The organism is Bacillus sp. FJAT-27231 (assembly GCF_001183975.1).
Lineage (GTDB): Bacteria > Bacillota > Bacilli > Bacillales > Domibacillaceae > Pseudobacillus > Pseudobacillus wudalianchiensis.
Map to the genome: position 1 here is coordinate 3,605,104 of NZ_LFZU01000001.1, position 26,593 is coordinate 3,631,696.

Here is a 26,593-nt window from a genome sequence, read left to right on the forward strand (position 1 = left end):
GAGTTAATGAGAGTGATATTTATAAATTGCCAGCCTGTGTTTGATCCGCTACATCGGGATCTATCGCACTACTTATGCTAATACCGTTATTCGTCGTAACAAAGTCCCCCGTATTAGTTCCTCCTGCTCCGTTTACCTGTTTGAATATGCTTTTCGGAGCAATGTTTAATGTATCGCCAAAATTCATCACTCCGCTATTCGTATTGACTTTAAATGGTCCTGTCACTATGGAAGGCATATGAACACCCTTTTCAATCTAGATTCTTCTAACTCACACGAACCATTGCCGCCTTTATGTGTGCAGCAACTGTCTAATATGCTTGATTCTCGATTCCGCATCTATGATGCCTGTTGATCCAATATGCAGCACACTCGATGAAGCGACCCCTACTATACTAATATGATTCACCCGGATGAAAGGGGAAAGATTGTACCTCGTCACCGTCAGATTCTCATCTATTAGCGGTGTCAACCTTGGTCTTGAAAAAATGGGATAATCGTTAAAATTGCCTTCATTCCCGAAAAAGAGCTCTGCCTGACGCTGGACCGCTAATACTCTATTCCGTAATGTCATAGTAGCGGAATCGCCAATTTCAAAGACTGAACTGTCAGCTACCGTGATGACGCGAGTATCTTGAACAATGGATGTTCTTTTAAACAATGGAGTACCTCCTACTCAGAGGAAAGAGGAACCAAAGGCCCGACAATAAAAGATTCAGGCGGTGTATCAAACATCGACGACAGCGTAATCGCATCTGTGTCCCCCACTAAAACAATAGAAGAGCTCGCCACTGCTTCGATGGCTAAGTTATCTACACAAATATTTTTGTTTACGACCGTAAAATTCATGTCAAAAAGCCCCCTTCCTTTGGCAATTTTGTAATAAATTCATCGTATGTTTTATGAATATCTTCCTTTACTTTATTAACTGTCCGGCCCTCAATCTCTGCGAACTGCTCTTCCCCTATAGGACTCATATTAATTTGATTCAAATAATAATGGATGCGCGAATCAATTTGTCTTCTAATATCATCAATAATATATTGCCGGTAATCTGGATTTATCGGCTGATTTTTTTGCTGCTCGATCGTCTGTAGTGCAGGGTAGCACTCCCCGTTTAAATAATCATGAACTTGCCGCTGGATGTTCCCAAACAGTAACAGTCGCTGCTGCGGATCCATTGGCGGCACTGATAAGTCATTTTGCTCAACGGAAAAGTCCTCGATCGATCCTCCCCCATTATGCGGGGTAATGCCGATATTTAAGGTTCCTTCCAGCCTTTCCACTTTTAATTGATCGAATTTATATTCGACCCTTTCAATGTTGGAGGACTGATTTTTTTTTAATGATTGAATCTCTTGCTGGAGCTTTTGAACATCCGCTTCCAGCTGAGCAATTCTTTGTTGCTGGGAGTTGATCTGTTCGTGCATTTGTTGGAGATTATGTATCATATGAGAATAATTAAAATACATATCATCTCCTCCTTACAGCCAAAGTTGGTGGATCGTTTTAGGAACGAGTCGGGGGAGTGAGAGGAACAAAGAAAGGCCGCCGCCCCGGCGTGCCTGCCTGTGGACCGGTTTGTGGAGCTGGTTCAGTAAATCCCCCTGTGTTGTAGAGATTGGACAAAGCCTTAATAATCCCAGCACTCCCAATTTGCAAAAAAGAAGAGTTGGAAATGCCCTCAATTCTTAAATTGTGGATGACGATGTTTTGATTGATGTGAAAGTTCACGCCCTCTCCCCCTCACAAGAGCACTCTTACATAACGGACTGAATATTGGAATCGGCCGCATCGGCATCATACGTATTCGTTGAGCTATACTCATTTCTTACCCTCATGCCATCACCTGTATTGAAGGAACCCGCCCCGGCAAAGGTTTTGGCTGTGCTGGACGGAGAAATCGCATACACATCACCAATATTAAAAACACTGCTGCTTCCGATACTAATGACCTTTACCGCCCCTACGATCGCTGGCATTGATCTCATCCCTTTTGAAAATCATTCTACTAGTACAGTATGAAGTAACAGCATAAACGTGATAAACGTCTATAGGCGCCAGGCCGTTTTCAGCACTTATCAATAATATATTAACGACAGAAAAAAAAATGAAGGAATCCATTGTTTTTTCGGATTCCTTCTTAATAAAAAGGCTCTGTGATACTTGGTTGTCGATTTTCGCTGCAGGCGGACGCTTTCCGCGGGCGGTCCGTGAGCCTCCTCGTCGCATGCGCTCCTGCGGGGTCTCACCAGGACACGCTTTTCCCGCTGGAGTCGCCGCCTTCCGCTACAATCGACTATTGAAAAAATAATATTCCCTTTTAACGGAGCCAATAGAAATACGAGCTTCCATCGTTTGGTATACACAAATTATAATTCAAAAAATGCTGCTCCAAAAGCCAGTCATCATCAACTTTTGAAGCAGCACAGCTATTTTATATTCTCACATAAGGGGCTAGTACTTGTTCCATTTCCTGAGCCCACGCGTGAAATGCCGGATACAGCGATTCCTTTATGACTTGCTCTTTCATCCGCTGATCATTGAAAAACCCGTTGAGCTGGGAAGCCTGCTCAGCGACTGTTTCGAATCTATCAATAACCTCTTGAATGTCGTCTGCAAAAATGCTTTGCAGCGTCTCATTCACATTCGCCACCTGGTACAAGGCCGCAAAGATATCGGATAACATTTGATCGCTTTCTGTTTTACTATAATCTTCAAAGCTATTGATGACATACACAAAGCCTTCTTCAATCGTCGTCAGCAGATCCACATATTGCTGAACGAAGCTGAACTGCTCTTCTGTTAATGGTTGTTTTCCCAATAGGTTCACCTAATTTCCGTGTCAAAATCTTACTGGCCATTGCTAAACTGGTTCATTAAATAGACCGATTGCTGGTTGGAACGCTGGATCGCCTTTTCCATGGCCGTAAACTGGCGCCAGTAGCGGTCCTCGACTTGAACAAGCCGCTTTTCGAAGCTATTAATGCTAGTATCCAGCCCTTTAAGTGTCCGGCCAATGGCGAACTGCTGCTGAGTCGAGAAAGAGTTTCCTGCCTTTGCCTTTAATTGGTCCATCGTTTTATTCACCGTATCATACAAGCGATGCATAATTCCTTTTTGTCCATCTGTTGTACCGTCACCACGGAAAAAGTTTTCAACAGCTTCTGGGTTCTCTTCAATGGCCTTGCGGAGTTTCGTTTCACTAATTTCCAGTTTCCCGCCTTCTAAATAGTTGCCCGTCGTTGTAATACCGAGCTTCGCCATTTGATTAAACATAGTTGATACTTTGTCGTTTGTCACCGGCTGGGAAAAATTCATCCGCATATTGTTCAGAACACTGCCTAGTATAGGGTCACGACGCAAAAGCCCGCTTTTCGCCTTCTCCTCCCATAGCTCCTGTTGCTTATCGGACAGCGACTCACGTTGATCATCGGTGAGTGGTGTGTAATTGCGGTATCTTTCTTCACCCGTTTTCTTCTGGATTTTATCGATAAGTTCGTTATATTTATTGACGAATTCTTTGATGTTATCGAAGACTTTGCTGCTGTCGTTGTTGATGGAGACGCTGACAGCCGGGCCAGTTTCGAATTCTTGTTTTAGCGTGAATGTGACGCCGTTCATTTCGAAGGTGTTGGAGTTTCTTTCGGTTGATAGACCGTTGATAGTAAATACGGCGTTTTCTCCGCCTTTTTCTAATGATGGATCATCGGAAAATTTCAATATTCCGGTCATAAAATCCCCATCCGTTTGAATTTCCATTCCTGTCGTGTTCCCAAACTTACCCGTTTCTGTTCGGGTTAATGAAACGTTTCCAGTAAACGTATCGAAGAACATAGAAACTCCGGCGTTTGAACTGTTTACCTTATTGACGATTTGATTCATTGATTCAGCAGAGTTAATTAAAAACTTTTCTTTTACCTCTCCCTTGGACGTTTGGGAAGTAATACTAAAAGCAGAGTACTCCTGTGTATACGTTACCTCTGCTACCGTGTCCTTCGCCTGCTCATCTATAAAACTGATTTTGCCTGTATTAAGGTTTATTTCACCCTTAACATCATTAGTATTCTTATCAACTAACTTTACAGTTCCTTTAGCAACATCTAGGGAAGCGGGGTCAAGCTCATAAAAATTTATATCTGTCCCTGATGTTACCTTTAAAGAGAATGTTTCATCCACGGCAATTCCCGCTTTAGAAAGCTGCATCTCCTTGCCCGCCTCGGTGAAGGTTTTAGTGTCTAGCTTTTGTTTAATAACATAGTCTACTTTAATGCTTGCATCTTTTGGAGGAACTGTCTTGAATGTCAACTTCCCATCTTTACTTAGACTTACATCATCGTCACCAAGTGTTGCGCCCTCTCCTACAACCTTAAAAACTTTCCCACCTACCTTTACAGTCATCTCACTTAGGGCAGTGATAGAAATCTCTTCTCCTGCTTTAAGTCCAATCGCTATTGGGTTACTTGTGCCGTCGGCTGCTAAAACAGCTCGATCAACAACTCCTTGTGACCAACCAAAACTGCCCCCATCCTTAATTTTGGATTGCTGGCTGCGTAGGCTTTGAGAAGGATCAATCTTATCAGTGGAGTTTGCTAAAATGGGCTCTTTACTAGTTCTCGTAGCAGCGCTAGCCAACTGTTCTACCTTCTCAATAGAATAAGAAGATTGACTAGCCGCACTGCTCGCCGTTGCCGTTACTCTTGCTTCATCAGTCGATGCTGTCGTTCTCGCCCGGTATTTGGTCGTTAGTTTCATTTGTGTCAACTCTGATCGAAAGTCCTGAAGTAATAGATTCATTGCCCGGTAGTCATCACGCTGCCATTCCAATACTTGCTTTTTTTGCTTTATTTTATTAAGCGGCATCCGTTCCGCTTTCATGAGGTCTTTTACCATTTGGTCGATATCCATCCCACTTGCCAATCCGCCGATCCGAACCATTTATCTCCCACTCCTTACCTGTTTAATCTGCTAATTTGAGGAATTAGTATGTAACGATCATTAAATTATCTTCTCCAGTATTTATATCGGTTAATCGGGAGGGAGTTTAACAGTGAAAGAGAAACAATCCGATATAATGCTCACGCCCTTACATCCGATATCTTTTCCTGTTTTCTTTTAGTGGAAAGAGAGCTGAAAATTGGAAGGTGTATTTCATTGTAAAATTTAACGCTGGAAACCTATAATTAAATCAGCCTATTTTAGAAAGGAAGCTATCAGATTGAGAAGCTTTTTTTATACGATTATTGTTTTAGTTCTTTTATTTATCTCTTGGCCTCTTATTGAAAAGCAAATGGGTGAACCCGATGCTTCCCCATTAATGGAGAAAATGATCTCTTTTACAGAAAACCCTTATTTTTCTAAAGCACTTGACAGTCTTTCTGCCACTCTGCAGCAGTTCATTACCTCAAGTGATACAGCCACCGAACAAGAAACAACAAAATTTAAAAAGCCAGCTTTAACAAAGCCGGAAGCGCAGGCTTTCTCTATTCACAACATCGAACTTTTAGACAGCAAAGCAGAGGTAGAGAAGATTCTCGGTGCTCCTAAACGCTCTTCTTACAATGAATACGGAGTGGAGTGGCACACGTATCATCAGGACTATCAAAATTTTCTGATGGTGGCTTATGATGATCACAACAAGGTAGCCGGTCTTTATACGAATCAGGATCTCGTTTCTTCCACAAGCGGCATCAAACTCGGCAGTTCGAAAGAAACCGTTCTCCAGAAACTTGGAGTGCCTCTGAGCCAAATGCGCAAAGGCTTAGTTTATATGAAGATTCAAGAAAAAGAGGATTATAGTGTGTTTATGATTGATAACAGCTACGTCACCATTTTTTATGATAAACATGAAAATAATACAGTGACCGCCATTCAAATCATCAACAAAGAGTTAGAACAAGAAAAACCTTCCTTTTACGCACAAGGGAGTGCACCGTTAAAAGAAGGGTTTGAATATCAGTTATTTGATTTAACGAATGCTGCCCGGGTAAATCATCACCTGCCAATTTTAAGATGGGATGATCAGGTGAAAATAACCGCAAGAAAGCATAGTGCAGATATGGCGAAGCAGCATTATTTTTCTCATACAAATCTTCGAGGACAATCGCCCTTTGATCGGATGAAGGCTGATCACGTCTTTTTCACATCGGCCGGAGAAAATTTGGCCTACGGACAGTTCAGCAGCATTTTTGCCCATGAAGGTCTCATGAATTCTCTCGGTCACCGGGAAAACATCCTGCGGCCTGAATACCGCTTTTTAGGTGTTGGAGTCGCATTTAATGAGGAAGCGCAGCCTTACTTCACGGAAAATTTCTTTGCTAAATAGTTGAAAGGGCCGAAAAAATCCGGCCCTTTTTTGCGTCAATTATTCGCCGCCATTCGTCCCAGCGGGCCATTTTGATCAATAATATCCTGCAAATTATAAACGGAAATCAGAAACATCGGAAAACCAAAAACATATGGAGTAATCTCATAAAGCTGAAAGTAGATGACAAGCGCTTTGTCGACAATATAGGCTGAATAGCTGTAAAACCGTTTAGAAGCGGGATATCACGCTAATGGATTTGTACACGGACTAAATCCGACAGTCTTTTCACGTAATCACTTCCAGGCTTAAATAAGTCTTTAAGCTGATAAAGCTTTCCGTTTTGCTAATTAAACGTCCAGGACTTGATATAGGTCATTCTATGAGCCGCATGAGCATGATACGTATAATTGGAGAACGATAAGCTTAAAACTTCACGCTGATTATTCTTAATCTCATAGGAACCTTTCATTTCTTCAACGATTGTCTGCATATTTCCAACTTGCAGGTCGATTAGCTGCTAGGTTTAATAGACAATAGTGCGATTTATTGCTTTTTCAATCCCTTTATTTTTCATACCGGTAACTTGGGAGTAGAAAACTGTTTTATTCGGCCCGATATTTAGCTTGATTGCTTGAATTGTAACTGGTCATGCATTAGGCACCATTTCTCATCCTTCTCTCGTTTTACTGCATAGTACTCTTAACGATAAAGAGGGTGTGCGGAGGGGCATGAGATTAGCCATTCTCCCCCCTGATTCATTTTTCGTACAAAATGTTAAACTTCCGGTCCATACGATATAATACAGATAGGTCTTTCTTGCAGAACATAGGAAATACCTCATACCTACCGAATAAACCATCTTTCTAGGCAGGTAAAATCTTTTGTGATATTGTGTATATTTTTTACTTGTCTCCCCGAAAATCAGCAAGTCTTTCAGAAAATCATGTATAACTAGAGAGTGTAATTCATTCCATAACCCCTGGGAGGTGATTCAGGGAAATACGGACTCTTTTCCATCTATTAAAAAATACTTTGTCGATTATTATTTATTTTATTAGACAATTGGCCAAAGAAAAAAGAAAGCCCCAGAAAAATGGAAGCGATTACACCAAGAGATATTTCACTTATGCTATTTCCCTTTTCTTAATGAAAGTTGGCGTGTCCACCCTCTTAAAACCAAACTGTGATAAAAGGAGAAATGTGTATGCAAGAAGATAATAATCATACCCCTACCAGCCTGCAAAGAACGATGACAAGCAGACATTTATTCATGATCTCTTTGGGAGGGGTTATTGGCACAGGGCTTTTCTTAGGCTCTGGCTATACGATCAATCAAGCTGGACCGGGAGGCGCGGTTCTGGCCTATCTTGTAGGAGGATTTCTCGTATACCTCGTTATGCTCTGTTTAGGAGAATTAGCTATCGCCATGCCCGTTGCCGGTTCTTTCCAAGTGTACGCAAGCAAATATATTGGGCCCGGCGCCGGCTTCGTCATCGGCTGGATGTATTGGTTAAACTGGTCCGTTACAGTCGGTGTGGAGTTTACAGCATCCGGTATGCTGATGAAACGCTGGTTCCCGGACACGCCGATATGGATATGGTGTGTAGTATTTGCCGTTCTTCTCTTTCTCTTAAATGCCGGCTCTACCCGCAGTTTTGCAGAATCGGAGTTTCTGCTTTCAAGCATTAAAGTGGCGACCATTTTATTATTTATTATCATAGGCGCGGCAGCCATGTTTGGACTTGTTCATATAAAGGGAACAGAACCCGCTCCCGGTCTTTCTCATTTTGTAGATAATGGCGGACTCTTTCCGAATGGTTTTGCTGCTGTCTTTCTTACCATGATTGCTGTTACTTTTTCATTTCAGGGAACAGAGTTAATAGGAATTACTGCCGGAGAAACGAAGGAGCCTCATAAAGCGATTCCTAAAGCGATCAATAACACTGTATGGCGGACGATGTTTTTTTATGTACTGTCTATGATTGTACTCGTTAGTCTCATTCCATGGCAACAAGCAGGTGTAATTGAAAGTCCTTTTGTGATGGTTTTTGACGGTGTTGGTATTCCATATGCAGCTGATATTATGAACTTCGTTATTCTTACGGCGGTACTCTCCGTAGCGAACTCCGGGCTATATGCTTCCACACGTATTCTATGGGCCATGTCTGGCGATGGAATGGCAAGTTCTGCTCTCCGCAAGCTAAGCAAGCGCGGAGTGCCGTTAAATGCTTTATTTGTAACGCTCGCGATCTCTTGCTTGTGCCTGCTGTCAAGCTTTGTAGCAGAAGACACTGTGTACGTGTGGCTCTTATCCATTTCAGGAATGGCCGGTCTTGTGGTGTGGGCATCCATTCCTATTTGTCAATATTTTTTCCGCAGCCGTTTTCTTGCAGAAGGAAGGCCGCTCAAAGACTTACAATACCGCACGCCGTTCTACCCAGTTATACCTATTCTCTGCTTCCTCCTGTGCGCAGCTGTCTTAGTAAGCATGGTATTCGTTGAAGATCAAAGAATGGCCATTTACTGTGGAGTGCCTTTTATGATTCTTTGTTACCTATATTATTATGTAAGAATACGTCCGAAGAAAGACTCTTCCTCTTCAGAGTTTACGACCGAGAATGGAAAACTGAATATTCATAATTAATTTTTTTCTGTCTTTTTGGGATAGTAAAAATAAGGCCGTTGAAATGATTGATTCAACGGCCTTTTTAAGATAGCAAAAAAAGGATTGTTTTTTATGTTCAAGAACTGCTACCCTTTTTAACATCTCTAGTGAAGGATTCAACCTTTGCTATATATCAAGATATACTCTATTCCATACTTTCCGCAAATAAAAAAAGAGCAACCACTTTGGCTACTCTAAAATGATTCTCTTATCCTTTCAAATCAATATTGCCCCCTAAATGTGGCTGAGCAGCGTGTTGGATGGCTGTTGCATTAGCAGTACCCATTAATCTCTGAAGGGCTTCCCCCTGCTGTTTTGCCTCTCCCATTACCATCTTCATGACTGACATAGAAGCTTGCTGCTGAATTTGTCCCTGGCTTAATGCCATTGACATGAATGCTATATCCATAAAACTGCCTCCTTTCCCTTCTAATAAATCACAGAATGTAGCTGCTTCTCTAGAGAGTGAACTTCACGTTTTAATTTATTCAGTTGATCATTCAACTCATCAATCTCTATTGACGTAAGCTCATATTCAAGAGCGTACTCTGCTATTTGCTTCATTTCACGGAGCTTCTCATCTATCTGTTCAAGAATGCTATCTCGTTCCTTACACCATTGGAGTTGTTCTTCAAGAAAGTTTTTATAGTCTTGGTGAGTGTTATCCATTTATTTTTCTCCTGACAGGCAATTTTTTATAAGGTCTAAAAAGACTGACTTTGTACAATTAAAAATCTCTAAATATCCACCTTAACTTCTTCATTGGCTAATGCCTCATTCACATGTTACCATAAGAACAAACATTCTTTAAAGATGAGGTAATGATGAATGGAGCCATGGAAATTGTCTTCCGTCCAGCAAAATGTTTTGATCGCAAGTATTGCAGGAGACGGAGAAATAACTAATCTTTATAAAGGTTCCCGACGCAGGAATAACAGCTATGGGGAACACTATGGCGTCTAACAACTAGCATATCGTGAATGGAAACAAACGCTCATACCAGAGTTGCTGTATCTCACTCCCAAAAGCAACACACTACGCGCAAAATCTAGTTCTCTCTTTATAGAGCTTTATCCATATTTTTATGACAATGCTAATCAGAAGCAAATACCATCACGGCTGCTGCCTATTTGTACTTTACATGGACGACGGAACACTGTGTAACGAAAAGAGTAAATCACTTAAAGAAAAAGATTTATTTAAATTCTTCTATTATGCTCGCTTTACTGAACTTTCCCCGACAACAGTTAGAGATATTACAACAGCATATTAATCGTACCTTTAATCTTTCTTTTAAATATGCCACCGTCACGGACGGCTATCGCTCTGCTTTAAAATTCACCTCGGTAAAAGACACACTTACTTTCCTGAATACTATCCAATCCATTACGGTAGCATGCCAAAGCATGTACTACAAAACAAACTGAGCTTGGCGTTTTAACTATGAGAAAGAACTGCTTGCCAAGTAATGCCAATAACCACCAGTTCAGAAAGAAGCAAGCCCTATTCATGTGAGGAAATTTCATTAATGATCTCTCGCTTAAACAAACCGGTCAAACAACAAATCAAAGTGCTACGGCCCTCGGCCACACTTATTGGTCTGTCACTTATAAGCTAGGGACGCTTCGGCGAGAAGGCTTAATACAAAATTAATGGAATAAAAACCTCCCCTCCCTATGACTTCGGAGAGGTTAATAAACTTTTAGTAAAAAAATTATATGTGATGAAACAAACTTCAAATGACAGCTAGGTTTCTGTAGTTAATAAAAAGAGACCCTAGTATAACTAGAGTCTCTTCCAAATAATCTAAAATTAACGAAGAAGTTGAAGAACTCCTTGTGGTTGTTGGTTCGCTTGCTTTGCGACTGTACCTTTCAGTGACAGAATAGACTATATCTTCACCCTTATTCTATAAGGGGCTGGGCACTTCGAACAGCGTTTACTGCCCTACGAGATTCATAGTCATAGCTTTTACCTTAGACCGTTTTCTCTAGTCGTTGAACCTTCTCCAGAGTTTCCTCACAGGAGCTTGGCTGCTGATTATCCATTGTTCCATCTCCATCATTTTCACACCTTCACGTTGACCGTTTCCAGTTACGTTGTGGTTGATGAAGCTTTAGGAAGTTCCAGCAATTCACCCAGTGATCCTCTTATCCGTTACCAGATAAGACGCCCTTCTTATCTAATTATCTCAAGAGTTGTAAAACGCCTTGAGGCATTTGATTCGATTGAGCCAACATTGCTTGTGCTGCTTGAGAAAGAATAGAATTCTTCGTTTGGTTCATCATTTCTTTCGCCATCGTGCGAACATTTGCTTTCACAAATGACCAGACTATATCTTCACCCTCTAGCAATCTAGTAGGGGTCGGGCACTTCGGATTCACAATGCTGATGATACATTGTTTCACCTATGGATTCATCGTCATAGCTTTCGCCTTAGACGGTTTCCTAGTCGTTGAACCTTCTCCAGAGTTTCCTCACAGGAGCTTGGCTGCTGATTGCCCAATCTTTTCTTTTTTAGACCGTCACGCTTGTCGTTTCCAACTACGTTGTGGTAAGAAAAGCTCTAAGGGGTTTCCAGCAATTCACCCGATAATAATCACTAACCGTTACCAGCTAGGACGACTGTGCTTGTCACTGCCTAAGCAGCTAAAGCATAATCTACGTCACGGATACGAGATTCCGCTGCAGTTAGGTTTTCAGAAGATGTACCTAAGTTGTTAATTGTGTGTTCTAGACGGTTTTGGTATGCACCAAGTTTAGAACGTTCTGCAGAAACTGCATTAATCGCATTGTCTAATACTTTGATTGCAGCTGTAGCAGAGTCATGCGTAGAAACATCAAGAGCAAATTCTGCACCATCGTTATTAGTTCCGTTCGTAACATCTTTAGTAGCTGTGAATTTAGCACCTTCAACGACACCTTGAGATGCACCAGCAGATGTACCAGAAATATTCAATGCTTGAGAACGCATATCTTTAAAATCAACTTGGAAACTTTGTCCATTGTTGGCACCAATTTGGAGTTTTTCAGTGAATGTTCCACCAACTACTTCAGCTGTTTCCTTGCCAGCCGCTTTTGTTTCAAATGACCATGAAATTGTGTCATCCACTGCAAAATTAGCTGCATCCCAACCGCCAATATTGACCTTTGCTTCACCAATACCATCTTCTGCTGTAAGAGTTACGTTATTCTCGCCATTTGTGATTCTAACTGCTGTACCCGCAGCATTACTTCCAGATTCTGTTAGAGTTGCTTCGAAATGTTTTGCATCAATAGAGAAAGTAATATAGTCAGTTCCAGCAGAAAAATCATTCGCTGAATAAGTACCACTGAACGCAACTTTTAGATCACCATAATCAATAGCCGTACTAGATGCAGCACCTGCTTGAGCTCCGTAACCTGTAACTGCACCCCATGTAGTACCATCATCACCTAGTTTTTCTAATTTAAATGTATCATTAGCTGTACCAACTAATCTATAAGTACCACTTGCTAAATCACTATTTTTGTCAACAGTAATTCCTACCTTAGCAGCAGTAACGTTACCAGTTGCAGTTCCAGCAGTTGAGCTTGTTCCTACATAACTAACAGTTACTTTATGCTCACCATCAGCAAGTCCTTTAGCAGATGTTACTGCTTCACCGTCTAGTTTGTTATTACCATAAGTTTGAGTTACAGTTACTGCAGCATTATTACCTAATTGAATTTCACTACCGGCTAAGCCTGATTGAGATGCTGTGATTTGTAGTTTGTTTCCATCCGTTTTTGTTAAATAAACACCGGAAACTCTTGATGAACCAGAGTTGTTTGCTGCATTAACAATTGCATCAACAATCTTTTCAGCACTTCTTGCACCGTTTAAGTCAACAGATAGTCCTGCGTTTCCATTATAGCTACCATCTGCACTATCATAAAATGCAATTTTTGTTCCATTAACAACGATTTCAGACCCCTTCAATTCATCTATAGTTGCTTTAGAGAAATCAATAGTTTGCGTTGCATGTGCACCTTGTGAACCCGCATTTGTAACATTAGTACCTGCAGTAGTAATAGCTTGTTTACCATTTGCAATAGTTACAGAACCACCATCGAGTGCACCTTGTAATTTGCCATCAGTTGATAAACTCACAGCATTCGCTTGGATTTGAAGCTTGTTGCTACCAGTACTTCCTCCAATTGCAGATGCAGTATATTTACCTTTTAAATTCTCATCATTATTAATAAGTGAAGTTAATTGATTTACTATATCTGTTGCAACATCTGCTCCAGCTTCATTGTTTGATGTTTTGATAGTAATAGTATTTCCAGACACACCACTATTTGTTGCTGTAGAATCAAACGTTACCTTAATCTCTCTACCATCTAAATTAATATTGAAATACTTACCATCATCAGTAGTAGCCGTTGCATTAATAGCAGCAATATCAATAGTTGCTGTTGCTCTATTACCAGGAGTATTTAATCCATTAGTTATACCAGAACCACCAGCAAGCTTAGCAGCAATATCCAATCCATTACCAGAAACCTTTGTAGCAGATTTAGGATCAACCCCACCACCATTTAACAATTTCTTCGTATTGAATTCAGTAGTGTTACCGATACGGTTGACTTCAGATGTTAATTGGTTAATTTCTTTTTGGATTTCTCCACGGTCTTGATCAGTATTCGTTCCGTTTGCTGCTTGTGTAGCAAGTTCTTTCATACGTTGAAGGATATCATGTGTTTCATTTAAAGCACCTTCAGCTGTTTGAATCATTGAAATACCATCTTGTGAGTTCTTAGCAGCCATGTCTAAACCACGGATTTGCCCACGCATTTTTTCAGAGATTGCTAGACCAGCAGCGTCATCTCCAGCACGGTTTATACGAAGACCTGAAGATAATTTCTCCATAGATTTAGATTGCGCACCTGAAGCACTGTTCAACTGACGATACGTGTTAAGTGCCGCAATGTTGTGATTAATTCTCATTTCCTTTTCCTCCTTGGATTATACGGTGGACTTCCGTTTCCACCGGTGAGTGATTTATATAAAAAGCGTGAAGCTTCTTATACCTTTATTAGGGGGCGAAACTCTGCCAGTTCTGTACAAAAAGGACGGGCAGCTAAACAGCTTCAAGCGTCCTGCTTGAATTCGTTTAGCTGCCCGTCCTTGGGCTAAGTTCTTATTCAGTTTGTTTTGTGATTTTACACTTTTTCAACTTGTCGAGCGGCTTCATGTATTTCGCCGCGAACGATTGGCACTTCTCTTGGTGCGTCAATAGCTAATCTAAGATTACCATCTTCACTTTTAACTACTTTGACAAAGATATTGTCATTAATGACTACGTACTCCCCTGGCTTTCTCCCTAGAACTAGCATAGTTTCACCTCGTATGATTTTTTTAAAATGATTCTTTCTTTAACTTACCTCATTATATAGCAAGCAAGTTGCATTAAATAGGTCTAACTACCTGTTTTAGTCACAAAAAAAGGCTGAGTGATAGACTTCTGGGTAGACGGGTAGCGTCTTAAGAAGTTATCACTCATCCTTGAGTGTGCTATTATTAATAAAAAATTTAATAATTTCATCCGTGAAATTATGTAGTTGTTTTAACTATTTTTTATATCGGAAGGTTTATTCATTTGTTTAGCTGTTTTTTAAAATTTTTTAATGTTTTCGCTATTATTTTTTTGTAAATTATAAAAAATATAAAGGCTCCAGATAAAATCTGGAGCCTAAGGATAAACCTATTAACGTAACAATTGAAGTACGCCTTGTGGTTGTTGGTTCGCTTGCTTTGCGACTGTACCTTTCAGTGACAGAATAGACTATATCTTCACCCTTATTCTATAAGGGGCTGGGCACTTCGAACAGCGTTTACTGCCCTACGAGATTCATAGTCATAGCTTTTACCTTAGACCGTTTTCTCTAGTCGTTGAACCTTCTCCAGAGTTTCCTCACAGGAGCTTGGCTGCTGATTATCCATTGTTCCATCTCCATCATTTTCACACCTTCACGTTGACCGTTTCCAGTTACGTTGTGGTTGATGAAGCTTTAGGAAGTTCCAGCAATTCACCCAGTGATCCTCTTATCCGTTACCAGATAAGACGCCCTTCTTATCTAATTATCTCAAGAGTTGTAAAACGCCTTGAGGCATTTGATTCGATTGAGCCAACATTGCTTGTGCTGCTTGAGAAAGAATAGAATTCTTCGTTTGGTTCATCATTTCTTTCGCCATCGTGCGAACATTTGCTTTCACAAATGACCAGACTATATCTTCACCCTCTAGCAATCTAGTAGGGGTCGGGCACTTCGGATTCACAATGCTGATGATACATTGTTTCACCTATGGATTCATCGTCATAGCTTTCGCCTTAGACGGTTTCCTAGTCGTTGAACCTTCTCCAGAGTTTCCTCACAGGAGCTTGGCTGCTGATTGCCCAATCTTTTCTTTTTTAGACCGTCACGCTTGTCGTTTCCAACTACGTTGTGGTAAGAAAAGCTCTAAGGGGTTTCCAGCAATTCACCCGATAATAATCACTAACCGTTACCAGCTAGGACGACTGTGCTTGTCACTGCCTAAGCAGCTAAAGCATAATCTACGTCACGGATACGAGATTCCGCTGCAGTTAGGTTTTCAGAAGATGTACCTAAGTTGTTAATTGTGTGTTCTAGACGGTTTTGGTATGCACCAAGTTTGGAGCGTTCGGAAGATACACTATCAATAGCTGTTTGTACAGTAGTGATCGCAGCATCCGCACCAGCTTTAGTGGAAACATCTACTCCAGCAATACCTAATGCTCCTGATCTCATATCTGAAATACTAAGGTTAATATTTTGTCCCTGATTAGCACCAATCTGGAAGTTTGCTGCACCAGCAGTTACTACTACATTACCAACAGATGCATCCTTTGCATAGTTAGAGTTTGTTTTAATCTCAATACCAAAATCCGAGAAGTTAAGTGTTTGAGCTCCGGCAGCATTGTCGATAGTCTGCGCTTTTCCTGAAGCATCAGTCATAGTTAGCTTTCCAGTTGCAGCACTTGTTATGGTATAAGTACCAGCGGCAGCGCCTGTAGTAGATGCAGATGCTACACCTGCAACAGCTAGGACAGTAGTAGTGCCAGGAGCCTGGTTTACTGTTCCACCCAGTCCACCATTAAGAAGTTTCTTTGTGTTAAACTCTGTATTGTTACCAATACGGTCTACTTCAGTTAGTAACTGAGCAACTTCTTTTTGGATTTCCGCACGGTCATTATTATTGTTTGTATCGTTTGCAGACTGAACTGATAATTCGCGTACACGTTGTAAAATATCATGAGTTTCATTTAATGCACCCTCAGCGGTTTGAATCATTGAAATAGCATCTTGAGAGTTCTTAGAAGCCATATCTAGCCCACGAATTTGTCCACGCATTTTTTCAGAGATTGCAAGACCAGCAGCATCGTCTCCCGCTTTGTTAATACGAAGGCCTGAAGACAGCTTTTCCATTGATTTAGACTGTGCACCAGAAGCACTGTTCAATTTGTTATAAGTGTTAAGCGCCGCAATGTTGTGATTAATTCTCATTTGATTTTCCTCCTTGAAATGAAACGTCCACATCCTTGTGGACCGTTATTGTGTAACGGGTTGTTGAGGTCGGCCGCCCTTTGTTCCTCGTTACATGTTTAATATCGGAGGCAGGTGGGTAAGTTTAATAGTTTAATGAATATTTTTTTATATTTTTTATTTTTTATGTATAAATTGTGAAAGCTTACTGTGGCAAGAAAAAGAGCCTCTTAATGCAGAGACTCTTTTGTCACTTATTTACTTTTCCTAATAAACCAAAGATGTCTTTTACTTCGGCGGAGGCATTTTCATTTTCTTCTTGTATAGATAGGTACACTTCCTTTCGATGGATATCTACGCGTTTCGGCGCATTGATGCCCAGTTTAATTTGATCGCCTTTAATACTGACAACAGTGATTTCAATATCATCGCCGATTTGGATGGCTTCTCCTGTTCTTCTTGTTAAAAGTAACATTGTGCGCTCACTCCTTTACAGCACCGGCCGGCATGATGAGGTGACGGGTGTGGTAGCGATTTTCGTTTAAAATAGCCTGCTTGGCTTTTCGATTACTCATATTGATCACAACGGGCGCCTGCAAATTAGCCGTTGTTTCATTAAATGGTTCTCGAACAGTCAAGATGGTGTACACTGCTGCATCTTCTGGCTTTTGTAGCTCTAGCGCTTCTACTGTAGCGTTATCCAGTTCAATATCATAATCAGGGAAAAAGGCAAACGGATTGGCAATAATAAAGCCCAACTGAGGTGTTTTCATTGATTGTAAAACAAAAAAAGCATCATTGTCAGAGAAAGCAAGCAATGTAAACTGCTTTTCTTCCACAAATCCTGGGATTCCATGATGAAACGCTAAAATAGCTTCCTTTTCTATTTCAACCTGCCCATGGTATTTTGTTTCGATCTTCATCTTGTTCACATCCTTTTATTATATTTCTTGTTCGTAGTTAATCCCTCTGTATTTTAAATTTGCAAAGTCAACAGATAAAGAGGGGTATTGTTTCATACTAATGTTTATCTTACCCGGTTGATAATTGTAAATTGGCTTTTGCGGACGCGTATTATTAATGACTGGATTTACTTTTACATTAATATCTACTTTACCCGGATCATATTGGATACTAACCCCGCCTGCCGAAGGAATCCAGCCAATGTTGAATTCAAGCTCCGGCCCTTCGCTGTTCTGCTTCGCTTGATCAATAAGCGGTTCACCGCCATTTTCAATCATCATTAACTCATCACCCTGGGATGACACTCGTTCCAAACCGCCTAGCCAATCTTGATACCCCTGCTGGGCCGCTTCTTCAATCCGCTTGGAAATATGCTTTAAGTCCATATCTTCCCGTGCTTTTGTCTGGTCAATCGTCAGCCGTGCCGGTGTGCGCTCAATCGTCATTTCTGCCGGTGGCTGTTGTAGGTCTAGTTCAGCAGACGGCTGTTCAATGGACTGAACCGGCTGCTGAGTTGTCATCTCAATTTTGGCTTGCTGGGACGTCATCCTAATTTGGGGCACTTGCATCGTTCGTCACCTCCTGTAAAATAAAAAAGCTATCCCCGCAGGAATAGCTTATCTTAAAAAGTCCATTAAAGTAGGCTGGATAATGCGGGCACCGATGCTCAGGGCGGCACGGTGGACGCTTTCTTGAGTTTTTAGTTCTGTAATGACTTTTTCCATATCGATATCTTCATTTTCAGACATAATGCGGTTCGCGATAACTTCTTGATCCGCCACCCGTTCCTCCATTAGCTCAATACGGTTTAAACGAGCACCAATATTCGCACGTTCATACGTAACAGCATTGATATGCTCATCCAAATCGCCAAGGAAATCACCGATTTCTCTATCAGTTTTGTCTCCCTTTAATGTAGATGAAAGTTTTTCAATGTCCGCGAACATCTTTTGTGTAAAAGCCTTTGTAGGATCAGCATTCACTTGAATGTAAACTCCCTTGGATAGCTCTAACTTAACCGGATCACCTTTTGGGTTAACAGTCACTATTCCCTCACTACTTATTGCAGCTGGTGGATTTAACGTATCGGTTCCATTAAACAAATACTTATCCCCGAATTTCGTGTTGGCGATTTGAACAAGGTGTTCTTTCAATTGATCAATTTCCTGCATAATCGCTTGCCTCTGGGTGCCCTCATACGTATCGTTGCTTGCCTGTACGGTTAATTCCCGAATTCGTTGCAAGGCACTCGTCGCTTTATCTAAAGCGGCATCTGAGTTTTCCGTCCAGTTATACGCTTCAGAAAAATTGCGTTGATACTGCTCAACTTCCAGCAAATTCGTCCGGTACGTCATTCCCTTCATAGCCACGACAGGATCGTCAGACGGGCGGGTAATTTTCTTTTGAGAAGCCATTTGGTCCTGCAGCTTGCCAAGCCGGTCATAGCTGCCTGACAGGTTGGTCAGCATGTTATTAGATAACATCGATTGTGTTACGCGCATCATTTATCCCCCCTTCTTATCTTCCTACCGTGCCCATGCCGTTAATAATTTTATCAAGCATTTCATCTACTACCGTAATATTTCTTGCGGCCGCATTGTAGGCATGCTGGAATTTTATTAAATCTGTCATTTCTTCATCAAGTGATACCGAGCTGACGGATTGGCGGTTTGTTTCTACCGATTGAGCGAGTACTGAGCTGTTTTTTGACATACGCAGCGCCTGCTGGGCATCAACACCAAGCTTTCCGATAATCCCTTCATAAAAAGACTGGATTGTTCCACCTGTTTCAATGGCACTGAGACTGTCAAGATTGATAGGTACCTCTGGATTTGAAAAGCCCTCTAATTTGTACGTTCCCTTCAACAATATAGTGGAAATATTGGCTAAGTTAATAGCGTTTGCTCCGTTTCCGCCATTTAAAGCTTTGGCAGAAGCGGCAATTTGTTTTGTGGTAATTCCCCCCATAGCGATAGAGCTTGCGGCTCCAACATAATTGTCCTTGTCCATGTTTTCTAGCCCTTGGAAGAAAGAAACAGAAGGAGACATCGCGCCTTCTAAACCATACCCCTTGCTATGCACTTCATTAAAAATCCGTCCGAATGTATAAGCCATCTTATCTAAATCGTTAAGCATGTTTGGGTAAAGACCTTCATGGGAATCTGCCAGCCCTTTTAATCTTCCTTGTGAAAAATCCCCTAAATCTATATTTCCGTTTGCTACCGTTGCCTTTGAAGAGTCTTTAACGGTAAAACCTGTTATATCTCCTTTGTTGTCTTTAGTTGGTTCAATAGAATTAAACTTATCTCCATTTACAAGCTCTACAGGATCGCCATTTGTATTGACTAACGAGATCGTATAAGTCCCATCCGCAATCTTGAACGCATTACCGCCAGAAGGATTTTTTATTACTTTAATATTCACAAGCTGCGATAGCTGGTCTACCAACCTATCACGCTCATCATACAAATCATTCGGCAAATAGCCATGCGGTTCAATCTCGCTGATTTGCTTATTAATCCCGCCAATCTGTTCAAGGATAGAATTGACTTCATCTACATGTACATTAATTTGGCTGCCAATATCATTCTTAATCGCTGAAATGGAATCGCTCAGATAATGGAACGTATCAACGACAGCTTGTCCACGCTGCAAGACAACCGCCCGCGCTCCTTCATTCTCCGGATTCACACTCAAATCCTGAAGCGACTGCCAAAACTGCCCCATGACGGCGGCTAAGCCATTCGTGCTCGGTTCATTTAGGATGTTTTCCATTTTACTTAACGCTTCTGACTTGGACTGCCAGTAGCCGAGTTTGTTATTTTCAGTCCGGTATTGCGTGTCTAGGAAGCTTTCCCGTACACGCTGAATCGAGCCGGCTTCCACGCCTGTTCCCATTTGTCCTGGAATTTGCGGGCGATTCATAGCCGGTGCCGGATACGGCTCAGTTTGCTGAAAGTTCACACGCTGGCGTGTATAGCCTGGTGTGTTGGCGTTAGCGATATTTTGTCCGGTTACGCTAATAGCGGTTTGCTGTGTAAACATGCCGCGCTTGGCGGTTTCTAACCCCTGAAAAGTGGAACGCATCGTTGTTCCTCCGTTTCTCTATCATCGTTTTGCTTAAATTGCTCAAAAAAAAGGGGGCAACATAGCCCCTTACCTTATACTTGTGAATCAAACATGGAACGCTTCGGCCGCTGTCCGGCATGTTTAGCCGGGTGTGTATAGGTTGCCTGCTGCGGCTGCGGTTGGAGCATACTCATGCTCATGCTGACGAATTGGAGCGACTGATAAATGAGCTTTTGGTTTAAATCATTTAGTTCCTTTAATTGCTTCAGCCGCTCAAGGAGACTCGTCTGCAATTTTGCTAGTCGCTCCTTGTCCGCTTCTGTTGCTGCCGAAATACAGTCTTCAATCGTCGCCTCCGCCTTGCCAGCCACTTTTTCTGCTTCCCGCTGGCGTTCTACCTCTAGCGTTTGAATGGCGGCTGTGTACTTTTGTTCGTCTTTCAACAGCTGATCCAGTCCATCCATGTCGTTTCGCTTAATAATATCGGTTTTCTTTTCACAGAGCGCCAGCAGCATTTCGTGCAGGCGGTCCATCTTTGCTAGTGTGTCAATTAATTTCCCTGCAGACATATTTCTTTCCCTCTGCTTTCCTGCGGCGCGTTTGGCACTCCGCTTTCATTATTTCTTATAAAACTTCACAATGCCCTCAGCGATTTTCTCCGGCTGCGGCTGATATTCACCTTTGGCTACCTGTTGTTTCAGGCTTGCGATTTTTTCCATACGTTCTTTTGTCATTTTAGACACTTCCTGCATGCCTTTTGCCGCTGAAGAGATTTCCAGTTTATCTTTTGGCGCCTCGACCGCTTTTTTTGCGTCTTGCACTTTGTTTAGCTGTCTTTGGTACGGATTGATGCCGGATACGCCATTCTGGTTAATTTTCACGTCTGTTGATCCCTCTCTTTCTTTTTTTCCGATTTTCTCATGTGTTTACTCATTATATCGGTTTTTTGGAAAAAAAGTTAACAGCGGTTTCATAGGCGGTTTTTATCAATTTTTCTTAAAGGTCCAGTGCCGCTCAAAAAAGAAAATCGGGTCATTTTTACTATCTCTATTTTAACTTCTTTTATTCGCCGCATAGTAAGTCGTTTGTTTTTCTTGCTTTGCTTTTTCGGCTAAAAAGGCTTCCTCACGCTGGATTTGCTTTAAATCCGTTTCAATGTCATTTGAACAATCTCCGCAAACTTTGCCTTTATTAATGATGGCTCCGCACCGGTCACATGGATAGCCGAGGTTCGGAAAATGGGCTGCATGGAGTCGGCCTTTTTTCATCCATTTGTGAATGAGCATCTCATCCACTCCTGTCACTTCTACAACTCGTTCAATTGTAGCTGCCCGGTTTTCTCGCTGGCGTAAAAATTTGTAGACTGTTTCATACAGTTGTTCTTCTTCTTTTGCACACTTCGCACAAACATCACGAAATGCATTCTCCATGTAAAGATCACCGCAACGCGGACAGTTGACAATTTCCCCCATATCAATACCTCCAACAATCACTCAGGTTCCCTATCCTCTGGCAAGCGTGAGTGCACTCACTTCCGCTGCTCCTGCTTGTTTCAACAGATGAGCAGCCTGCCTAAGAGTAGAGCCTGTAGTATATATATCGTCCAGGATGAGAATTTTTTTATGACAAAAGGAGGATTTTTCTTTTATTCTAAAAACTTGAGGAGCTTGAAGACGTTCCACACGGGATTTCTTTGATTGCTTTTCAGAGTGGATACGCTCAAGAATAGAGGTAACTTCAAGACCGGCTACTTCAGCCAATGCTTCCGCTTGATTAAAACCACGTTCAGATAGACGCTCTTCACTAAGTGGAATAGCAATAACTAAATCATACTTAATCTGTTTGGCTGCTTCTCTGATGTCTTGGGCAAATATTTTAGCCAGTACATAATCGCCCCGGTATTTAAAACGGGCAATTACTTCTTTCATCGCGTCATTATAAACGTATAGTGAGCGGTTTTTAGCAAGCGTTCCCCGGTAGAGCGGGTCTTCCTCCCAGCGTACGCAGTCTAGACAAACTCCTTCTATGATAAAAGATGGATCAAGCGCAGCAAGCGGACGAGAACAAGTCCGGCAGCCTTCTCCCTTTATTTTTTCAAAAGACTGCCGGCATTTCTCGCAAATGACAGCCGGGTCCTCCAGCAGGAAAAACTGATGCCAGCTTAACGCCCTGTTTGTTTCTTCCTCACACAGCAAACACCTATTCATCGATCGAGCCACCCCTTTTCTATCCCTTCTCTGTTCATTTGTTCAATACGGGAAACCGCCTGGACGATCGCTTTTGTTTTACCATAGTGAAAAAAGCGAACTTCTCCGTCCGGAAAATCTGCACTCCTGCCAGCACGCCCTGCAATTTGTACAAGTGCACTTTCAGTAAACACATCGTCTTCTGCACCGATCACGGCGACGTCAATGTTTGGAAAAGTCACGCCTCGTTCTAAAATGGTGGTAGATAGTAAGAGTGGAAGCTGACATGCACGCATAAGTGCGACCTTTTCTTTTCGCTCGGAATCTTCGGCGTGTACGGAGGTGATCAAAGGGTTTAACTGCTGAAATAGCGGGAGAGCTTGCTGCATGGAATCAATATGCGGGAAAAAGAGGAGGGCTTGCTTGTTCTCCTGCAGGCTCTTCAGCGTCCAATCTTTTACATTGGCCGGCAACCGTCCCTTTTGAATCGCCTTTTTCCAGTTACCGCACCAGCTGAGCAAAGGCACAGGCAGCGGCTGTCGATGAAAACGGGCAGGAATTTTGACGAATGGCCTGTTTCCTTGTCGGCATTCTTTTTGCCAGGTTTCATTTGGGGTGGCTGTTAAGTAAATAAGGGTGGAGCTGGACTTGCGGGCTTTTTGAACAGCGAATTGCAGGGAGGTGTCGTAGGAATATGGAAAAGCATCGACTTCATCGACAATCATCACGTCAAATGCTTGATAGAAGCGAAACAATTGGTGAGTGGTAGAGACAACGAGCGGACTGTAACGGTGTCGGTCAGGACTGCCGCCGTATAAAGCTGTAACAGTGGTTTCTGGGAAGACCTTCTGCAGACGCGGAGCCAGCTCAAGTACTACATCTGTCCGGGGAGTGGCGATACAAACACGTTTTCCCACAAGTAATGCAGACTCAATGCCGTGAAAAAGCACTTCTGTTTTACCAGCTCCGCATACCGCCCAAATTAACTGCTCGCTATGATCGTGAATAGCCTGAACGACAGCGCAGGAGGCCGCCTTCTGTCCTTCTGATAACTGGCCGCTCCACTGAAGCGTGCCGTTTCCTTCGTACGCTGGTTCTGTGCCTGTCCAGTGAATGAGCTGGGAGCAGCCCGAAACGCGCCCCATCATTAGGCAATGACGGCAATAGGGACACATTGTTTTACAGCGGGCACATGGAAAAACAGCGAACCGGTCTTGTTGATCGTTGCCACAGCGCTCACAATAAAAAGTTTGCTTTTTCTTTGAAATACCGGGAAGCCACCTGATGTTTGGGGAATCCGGGAGTGGAAAGGGGATTTCTTCTTGAAGCAGGAGCCGGCCGGAAAGAAAGGCGGCGATGGAATGAGAGGAAAGCATTTTTTATCTCCTTTTTGATGAGTTTCTTCTATTATATATGACTTTCTATTTGAAGAGGGCTTTTTTCCCATTCAAACAGCGAATTACTTATATTATCATGTAAAGTAAGCGCTTTTCCATTAGCTTCCTATGATAAGAAATTGCTAATATGATATAATGTCAAGGGTTAAAAATTCCATGGGGAAAGGGGAAATTATGAAAAAATTTCTAGCGAGCCTGACCGTGATCGTTTTGTTTTTTACGTTGACGGTTCAAGCGTCTGCTCAAGTGCTGAATGACACGAAAAATCATTGGGCTGCAAAAGAAATACAGACGCTTGTCGATGCCGGTGTCATCAACGGCTATCACGATGGAACATTTCGGCCAGACGCTCAAGTAACAAGAGGACAGTTTATTGCATTTTTAGTTCGGGCATTGGATTTGCCACCTGGAGATTCCGCGTTTAAGGATGTCCCTCCAGGCAGCAATTTATATAAAGATATTGCAGCAGCCAAAAAGGCCGGCCTTCTTTTAGGGAATGCCGAGGGCTATGCACTCGCCAATGATCCGGTTACACGCTCAGATGTTGCGGTTATGCTTGATCGAGCCATGCAGTTAAAAGGAAATTACCCGACAAAAGCCGCACTAACGTATAAAGACACAGCTGAAATTACACGCTATGCTTATGAATCCGTACAGCGCATGACACATTACGGATTAATCAAGGGAACAGCAGATAACTACTTCCTGCCGAAAAAGATCGCTACACGCGGGGAATCAGCCGTCTTCGTGTACCGCTTGATGGAAAAGCTTGATTTATTTTCTGTTAATAAAGATCCAATTACGATTCCTAAACCCGTTGATTCTTCAGAGGTTGTCGTTCCTGTTAATGACTATCAGTATATCAAAGTGCGAATGAACACACGCGGTGTGCCGCTTTCATATGACAAACGCACGACAGCTGATCACATTCGTTCGACAGATTACCATTATTATTATCATATGGGGAATGCCTCTAAACCGCTTGGCTCGTTGAGGGTGACATTAAGAAAACTTGATAACGGCGATGTATTCATCTTTACAAAATTTATCCATAACGGTGATAACACCTACTCTGCTTCAGTCATTGTGCCATTCCAACAGTCGGACAACTATTCATTAGCAAAATATGAATCTTTCGGCCAAGTGGAGCAAACACATGATTCTACCTTCGGCGTTGATAAAACATCCCATCCAGTCGGTATTTTATCAGCTAAGAAAGGCAGCACCGTTACGAATGAAATGATGATGGGGAAAAACTATATTTCTCTTCATCGCCAAACAAATTACGCAAATGGACAGCGTTCAGTCCTTCGTGAGCTGATCAATGAATATGAAAGCTATCAACTATACACAGATACCGCACGGAACCTCGTTACAGCTCATGTAAATATGTCCGTAAAAGCGAAAGCCATCTCCGAAAATTGGGTATTGATTTCGAGCAAGCGTCTGTTTGCGGACAATGCTAACCGGGATGACTGGTTTAAGCGGACCATCAAAGAATACAGTTCTATTAATAACTGGCTAACAGCAGATGGCGCTTATACGAAGCTGCCATGGTCGATTGAGCCTGGTTATAAAATGGGATATGGCCGTAATATCGGCCGATTGCAGGGCGGCATTTATCTGACATCCTATGAGGGCAGCAAAGAGCGTTATTTTGAAGACCTTGTGGTAAATGCTATCGCTGATCTTGATGTTTTTTCTGGTGGAGTTATCGCTTCAGGCAAGACACCAATTTTCAAAACAGAGTATACGAGCACATGGCTGAAGAATGCTTATGGAACGACCGCTCCTTACGTCGATACGCGCCATAATGAAAATGCAGCCTTATTCTTAAAGAACGCTGCACAAGCCTTGGATATTCCACAGCTGTCCGAAGCAAACCTTCGCTATGCTGATTTTCTTGTGAAGCAAAAAGAGATTGGAAACATTATTCAGGTGACCGCTTCTAGTCATTTAATTGCTGACTATTATGCACCAGGCAGCCAGAAAACGCACGTATCACTTAACCATGCTTTAGGTGAAATGAGATTTTTATTAGAAACGTATAAACAAACGCAAAATCCAGCTTACTTAAAAACAGCACGGGAACTGAAAGCCGGCATTGAAAACCTTTATCCACGGTGGATCCGGTCAAATGGTGACTTGTGGTATCAGGTGAACGGCAAGCTTCAGTTTACTGGCAATGACTATGATTGGCTGACATTAATGGACTTGCTGCTCTCACAAACTGCCTTTGAAGAAAACGGCATGAAGCGCAGTTCGATTTTTGATGCCATGATTCGTTCGAAGGCACAGTACCTCGTTAATAACGATATTCCGATCAAATCACAAATCGTCCTGCTTCTTGACCAGCAAGGATTTGGGGATATTGTCAAGCCTGCCGCTGCCAGCGCGAAAAAACAAAACGAAAAGCTGAACCTTGATGAGCTTCCAAAAGATGAATTAGATTTACTCGCTGAATAAGCAAAAGCTC

The 26,593-nt window shown here is 42.1% G+C and carries 29 protein-coding genes; 3 read left to right on the top strand and 26 right to left on the bottom strand.

Annotated features, from left to right (window positions below):
• Positions 1-19 precede the first annotated feature (19 nt).
• The 8 genes from AC623_RS17410 to fliD all read right to left on the bottom strand — a co-directional run bounded on the left by AC623_RS17410 (position 20) and on the right by fliD (position 4,938).
• Positions 20-238 carry a spore germination protein gene (locus AC623_RS17410; RefSeq protein ID WP_049664866.1) on the bottom strand — a complete coding sequence of 73 codons (219 nt, stop codon included), beginning with the start codon at positions 236-238 and terminating at the stop codon, positions 20-22.
• A gap of 54 nt (positions 239-292) precedes the next feature.
• Entirely contained in the window at positions 293-661 is a 369-nt protein-coding gene (locus AC623_RS17415; protein ID WP_049664868.1) for a spore germination protein GerPE, read from the bottom strand.
• Between the two features lie 11 nt (positions 662-672).
• Complete coding sequence (locus AC623_RS17420) at positions 673-849, bottom strand: spore gernimation protein GerPD (protein WP_049664869.1); 177 nt, start codon at positions 847-849, stop codon at positions 673-675.
• Positions 846-1,472, bottom strand: a complete 627-nt coding sequence (gene gerPC / locus AC623_RS17425; protein ID WP_049664871.1) for a spore germination protein GerPC — start codon at positions 1,470-1,472, stop codon at positions 846-848. Before gerPC ends, AC623_RS17420 begins: the two co-directional genes overlap by 4 nt.
• A gap of 37 nt (positions 1,473-1,509) precedes the next feature.
• The gene (locus AC623_RS17430; RefSeq protein WP_049664873.1) at positions 1,510-1,734 is read right to left on the bottom strand and encodes a spore germination protein GerPB; all 225 of its coding nucleotides are present in this window, start codon (positions 1,732-1,734) and stop codon (positions 1,510-1,512) included.
• A gap of 26 nt (positions 1,735-1,760) precedes the next feature.
• A complete protein-coding gene (locus AC623_RS17435) occupies positions 1,761-1,982 on the bottom strand; it encodes a spore germination protein (RefSeq protein ID WP_049664875.1) in 222 nt (73 codons plus the stop codon).
• A 455-nt stretch (positions 1,983-2,437) separates the two neighbouring features.
• The gene (locus tag AC623_RS17440; protein ID WP_049664877.1) at positions 2,438-2,824 is read right to left on the bottom strand and encodes a hypothetical protein; all 387 of its coding nucleotides are present in this window, start codon (positions 2,822-2,824) and stop codon (positions 2,438-2,440) included.
• 29 nt (positions 2,825-2,853) lie between these two features.
• A complete protein-coding gene (gene fliD / locus AC623_RS17445; RefSeq protein ID WP_049664880.1) occupies positions 2,854-4,938 on the bottom strand; it encodes a flagellar filament capping protein FliD in 2,085 nt (694 codons plus the stop codon).
• Between the two features lie 280 nt (positions 4,939-5,218).
• On the opposite strand from fliD, the gene AC623_RS17450 reads away from it, so the two are divergent.
• Positions 5,219-6,325 carry a CAP domain-containing protein gene (locus tag AC623_RS17450; RefSeq protein ID WP_049664882.1) on the top strand — a complete coding sequence of 369 codons (1,107 nt, stop codon included), beginning with the start codon at positions 5,219-5,221 and terminating at the stop codon, positions 6,323-6,325.
• A 35-nt stretch (positions 6,326-6,360) separates the two neighbouring features.
• On the opposite strand, the gene AC623_RS22180 is transcribed toward AC623_RS17450, so the two are convergent.
• Positions 6,361-6,510: a DUF3298 domain-containing protein gene (locus tag AC623_RS22180; RefSeq protein ID WP_331457020.1), complete on the bottom strand. Its 150-nt coding sequence runs from the start codon at positions 6,508-6,510 to the stop codon at positions 6,361-6,363.
• A 1,001-nt stretch (positions 6,511-7,511) separates the two neighbouring features.
• Here AC623_RS22180 and AC623_RS17455 point away from each other — a divergent pair.
• On the top strand, positions 7,512-8,951 hold the full coding sequence (locus tag AC623_RS17455) for an amino acid permease (protein ID WP_049664884.1): 1,440 nt from the start codon (positions 7,512-7,514) through the stop codon (positions 8,949-8,951).
• Between the two features lie 229 nt (positions 8,952-9,180).
• On the opposite strand, the gene AC623_RS17460 is transcribed toward AC623_RS17455, so the two are convergent.
• The 17 genes from AC623_RS17460 to AC623_RS17540 form a co-directional block, all read right to left on the bottom strand.
• Positions 9,181-9,381: a YjfB family protein gene (locus tag AC623_RS17460; RefSeq protein WP_049664886.1), complete on the bottom strand. Its 201-nt coding sequence runs from the start codon at positions 9,379-9,381 to the stop codon at positions 9,181-9,183.
• 20 nt (positions 9,382-9,401) lie between these two features.
• A complete protein-coding gene (locus AC623_RS17465; RefSeq protein ID WP_049664887.1) occupies positions 9,402-9,641 on the bottom strand; it encodes a hypothetical protein in 240 nt (79 codons plus the stop codon).
• Between the two features lie 1,517 nt (positions 9,642-11,158).
• A complete protein-coding gene (locus tag AC623_RS22405; protein WP_442853542.1) occupies positions 11,159-11,380 on the bottom strand; it encodes a flagellin in 222 nt (73 codons plus the stop codon).
• Between the two features lie 233 nt (positions 11,381-11,613).
• Positions 11,614-13,944 carry a flagellin N-terminal helical domain-containing protein gene (locus AC623_RS22410; protein ID WP_053104172.1) on the bottom strand — a complete coding sequence of 777 codons (2,331 nt, stop codon included), beginning with the start codon at positions 13,942-13,944 and terminating at the stop codon, positions 11,614-11,616.
• A 215-nt stretch (positions 13,945-14,159) separates the two neighbouring features.
• Entirely contained in the window at positions 14,160-14,333 is a 174-nt protein-coding gene (locus tag AC623_RS17480; protein ID WP_049664890.1) for a carbon storage regulator, read from the bottom strand.
• 745 nt (positions 14,334-15,078) lie between these two features.
• A complete protein-coding gene (locus tag AC623_RS22415) occupies positions 15,079-15,300 on the bottom strand; it encodes a flagellin (protein WP_442853542.1) in 222 nt (73 codons plus the stop codon).
• A 233-nt stretch (positions 15,301-15,533) separates the two neighbouring features.
• Positions 15,534-16,523 (bottom strand): flagellin N-terminal helical domain-containing protein, encoded by a 990-nt coding sequence (locus AC623_RS17490; protein WP_049664892.1) that lies wholly within the window; start codon positions 16,521-16,523, stop codon positions 15,534-15,536.
• A gap of 229 nt (positions 16,524-16,752) precedes the next feature.
• Complete coding sequence (gene csrA, locus AC623_RS17495) at positions 16,753-16,977, bottom strand: carbon storage regulator CsrA (protein ID WP_049664893.1); 225 nt, start codon at positions 16,975-16,977, stop codon at positions 16,753-16,755.
• A gap of 7 nt (positions 16,978-16,984) precedes the next feature.
• Positions 16,985-17,425: a flagellar assembly protein FliW gene (fliW, locus tag AC623_RS17500; RefSeq protein WP_049664895.1), complete on the bottom strand. Its 441-nt coding sequence runs from the start codon at positions 17,423-17,425 to the stop codon at positions 16,985-16,987.
• A gap of 18 nt (positions 17,426-17,443) precedes the next feature.
• Entirely contained in the window at positions 17,444-18,034 is a 591-nt protein-coding gene (locus AC623_RS17505) for a DUF6470 family protein (protein ID WP_049664898.1), read from the bottom strand.
• 48 nt (positions 18,035-18,082) lie between these two features.
• Positions 18,083-18,967: a flagellar hook-associated protein FlgL gene (flgL, locus tag AC623_RS17510; protein ID WP_049664901.1), complete on the bottom strand. Its 885-nt coding sequence runs from the start codon at positions 18,965-18,967 to the stop codon at positions 18,083-18,085.
• Between the two features lie 16 nt (positions 18,968-18,983).
• Complete coding sequence (gene flgK / locus AC623_RS17515) at positions 18,984-20,552, bottom strand: flagellar hook-associated protein FlgK (protein WP_049664905.1); 1,569 nt, start codon at positions 20,550-20,552, stop codon at positions 18,984-18,986.
• 74 nt (positions 20,553-20,626) lie between these two features.
• Positions 20,627-21,103, bottom strand: a complete 477-nt coding sequence (locus AC623_RS17520) for a flagellar protein FlgN (protein ID WP_049664907.1) — start codon at positions 21,101-21,103, stop codon at positions 20,627-20,629.
• A gap of 48 nt (positions 21,104-21,151) precedes the next feature.
• Positions 21,152-21,415, bottom strand: a complete 264-nt coding sequence (gene flgM, locus AC623_RS17525; protein WP_049664909.1) for a flagellar biosynthesis anti-sigma factor FlgM — start codon at positions 21,413-21,415, stop codon at positions 21,152-21,154.
• A 171-nt stretch (positions 21,416-21,586) separates the two neighbouring features.
• Positions 21,587-22,006 (bottom strand): TIGR03826 family flagellar region protein, encoded by a 420-nt coding sequence (locus AC623_RS17530; protein WP_049664913.1) that lies wholly within the window; start codon positions 22,004-22,006, stop codon positions 21,587-21,589.
• Between the two features lie 30 nt (positions 22,007-22,036).
• On the bottom strand, positions 22,037-22,741 hold the full coding sequence (locus tag AC623_RS17535) for a ComF family protein (RefSeq protein ID WP_049664915.1): 705 nt from the start codon (positions 22,739-22,741) through the stop codon (positions 22,037-22,039).
• Positions 22,738-24,096, bottom strand: a complete 1,359-nt coding sequence (locus AC623_RS17540; RefSeq protein WP_049664916.1) for a DEAD/DEAH box helicase — start codon at positions 24,094-24,096, stop codon at positions 22,738-22,740. Before AC623_RS17540 ends, AC623_RS17535 begins: the two co-directional genes overlap by 4 nt.
• 195 nt (positions 24,097-24,291) lie before the next feature.
• On the opposite strand from AC623_RS17540, the gene AC623_RS17545 reads away from it, so the two are divergent.
• Positions 24,292-26,583 carry an S-layer homology domain-containing protein gene (locus AC623_RS17545; RefSeq protein WP_082174566.1) on the top strand — a complete coding sequence of 764 codons (2,292 nt, stop codon included), beginning with the start codon at positions 24,292-24,294 and terminating at the stop codon, positions 26,581-26,583.
• The last annotated feature ends 10 nt before the right edge of the window (positions 26,584-26,593 follow it).

Coding starts and splice junctions, on each gene's coding strand:
- AC623_RS22410 (WP_053104172.1), bottom strand. CDS start 13,944: ATGAGAATTAATCACAACATTGCGGCACTTAACACGTATCGTCAGTTG.
- AC623_RS17410 (WP_049664866.1), bottom strand. CDS start 238: ATGCCTTCCATAGTGACAGGACCATTTAAAGTCAATACGAATAGCGGA.
- csrA (WP_049664893.1), bottom strand. CDS start 16,977: ATGTTACTTTTAACAAGAAGAACAGGAGAAGCCATCCAAATCGGCGAT.
- AC623_RS17530 (WP_049664913.1), bottom strand. CDS start 22,006: ATGGGGGAAATTGTCAACTGTCCGCGTTGCGGTGATCTTTACATGGAG.
- AC623_RS17540 (WP_049664916.1), bottom strand. CDS start 24,096: ATGCTTTCCTCTCATTCCATCGCCGCCTTTCTTTCCGGCCGGCTCCTG.
- AC623_RS17465 (WP_049664887.1), bottom strand. CDS start 9,641: ATGGATAACACTCACCAAGACTATAAAAACTTTCTTGAAGAACAACTC.
- flgL (WP_049664901.1), bottom strand. CDS start 18,967: ATGCGCGTAACACAATCGATGTTATCTAATAACATGCTGACCAACCTG.
- fliD (WP_049664880.1), bottom strand. CDS start 4,938: ATGGTTCGGATCGGCGGATTGGCAAGTGGGATGGATATCGACCAAATG.
- flgK (WP_049664905.1), bottom strand. CDS start 20,552: ATGCGTTCCACTTTTCAGGGGTTAGAAACCGCCAAGCGCGGCATGTTT.
- AC623_RS17520 (WP_049664907.1), bottom strand. CDS start 21,103: ATGTCTGCAGGGAAATTAATTGACACACTAGCAAAGATGGACCGCCTG.
- AC623_RS17535 (WP_049664915.1), bottom strand. CDS start 22,741: ATGAATAGGTGTTTGCTGTGTGAGGAAGAAACAAACAGGGCGTTAAGC.
- fliW (WP_049664895.1), bottom strand. CDS start 17,425: ATGAAGATCGAAACAAAATACCATGGGCAGGTTGAAATAGAAAAGGAA.
- AC623_RS17480 (WP_049664890.1), bottom strand. CDS start 14,333: ATGCTAGTTCTAGGGAGAAAGCCAGGGGAGTACGTAGTCATTAATGAC.
- gerPC (WP_049664871.1), bottom strand. CDS start 1,472: ATGTATTTTAATTATTCTCATATGATACATAATCTCCAACAAATGCAC.
- AC623_RS17545 (WP_082174566.1), top strand. CDS start 24,292: ATGAAAAAATTTCTAGCGAGCCTGACCGTGATCGTTTTGTTTTTTACG.
- AC623_RS17435 (WP_049664875.1), bottom strand. CDS start 1,982: ATGCCAGCGATCGTAGGGGCGGTAAAGGTCATTAGTATCGGAAGCAGC.
- AC623_RS17460 (WP_049664886.1), bottom strand. CDS start 9,381: ATGGATATAGCATTCATGTCAATGGCATTAAGCCAGGGACAAATTCAG.
- AC623_RS17420 (WP_049664869.1), bottom strand. CDS start 849: ATGAATTTTACGGTCGTAAACAAAAATATTTGTGTAGATAACTTAGCC.
- AC623_RS17490 (WP_049664892.1), bottom strand. CDS start 16,523: ATGAGAATTAATCACAACATTGCGGCGCTTAACACTTATAACAAATTG.
- AC623_RS17505 (WP_049664898.1), bottom strand. CDS start 18,034: ATGCAAGTGCCCCAAATTAGGATGACGTCCCAGCAAGCCAAAATTGAG.
- AC623_RS17455 (WP_049664884.1), top strand. CDS start 7,512: ATGCAAGAAGATAATAATCATACCCCTACCAGCCTGCAAAGAACGATG.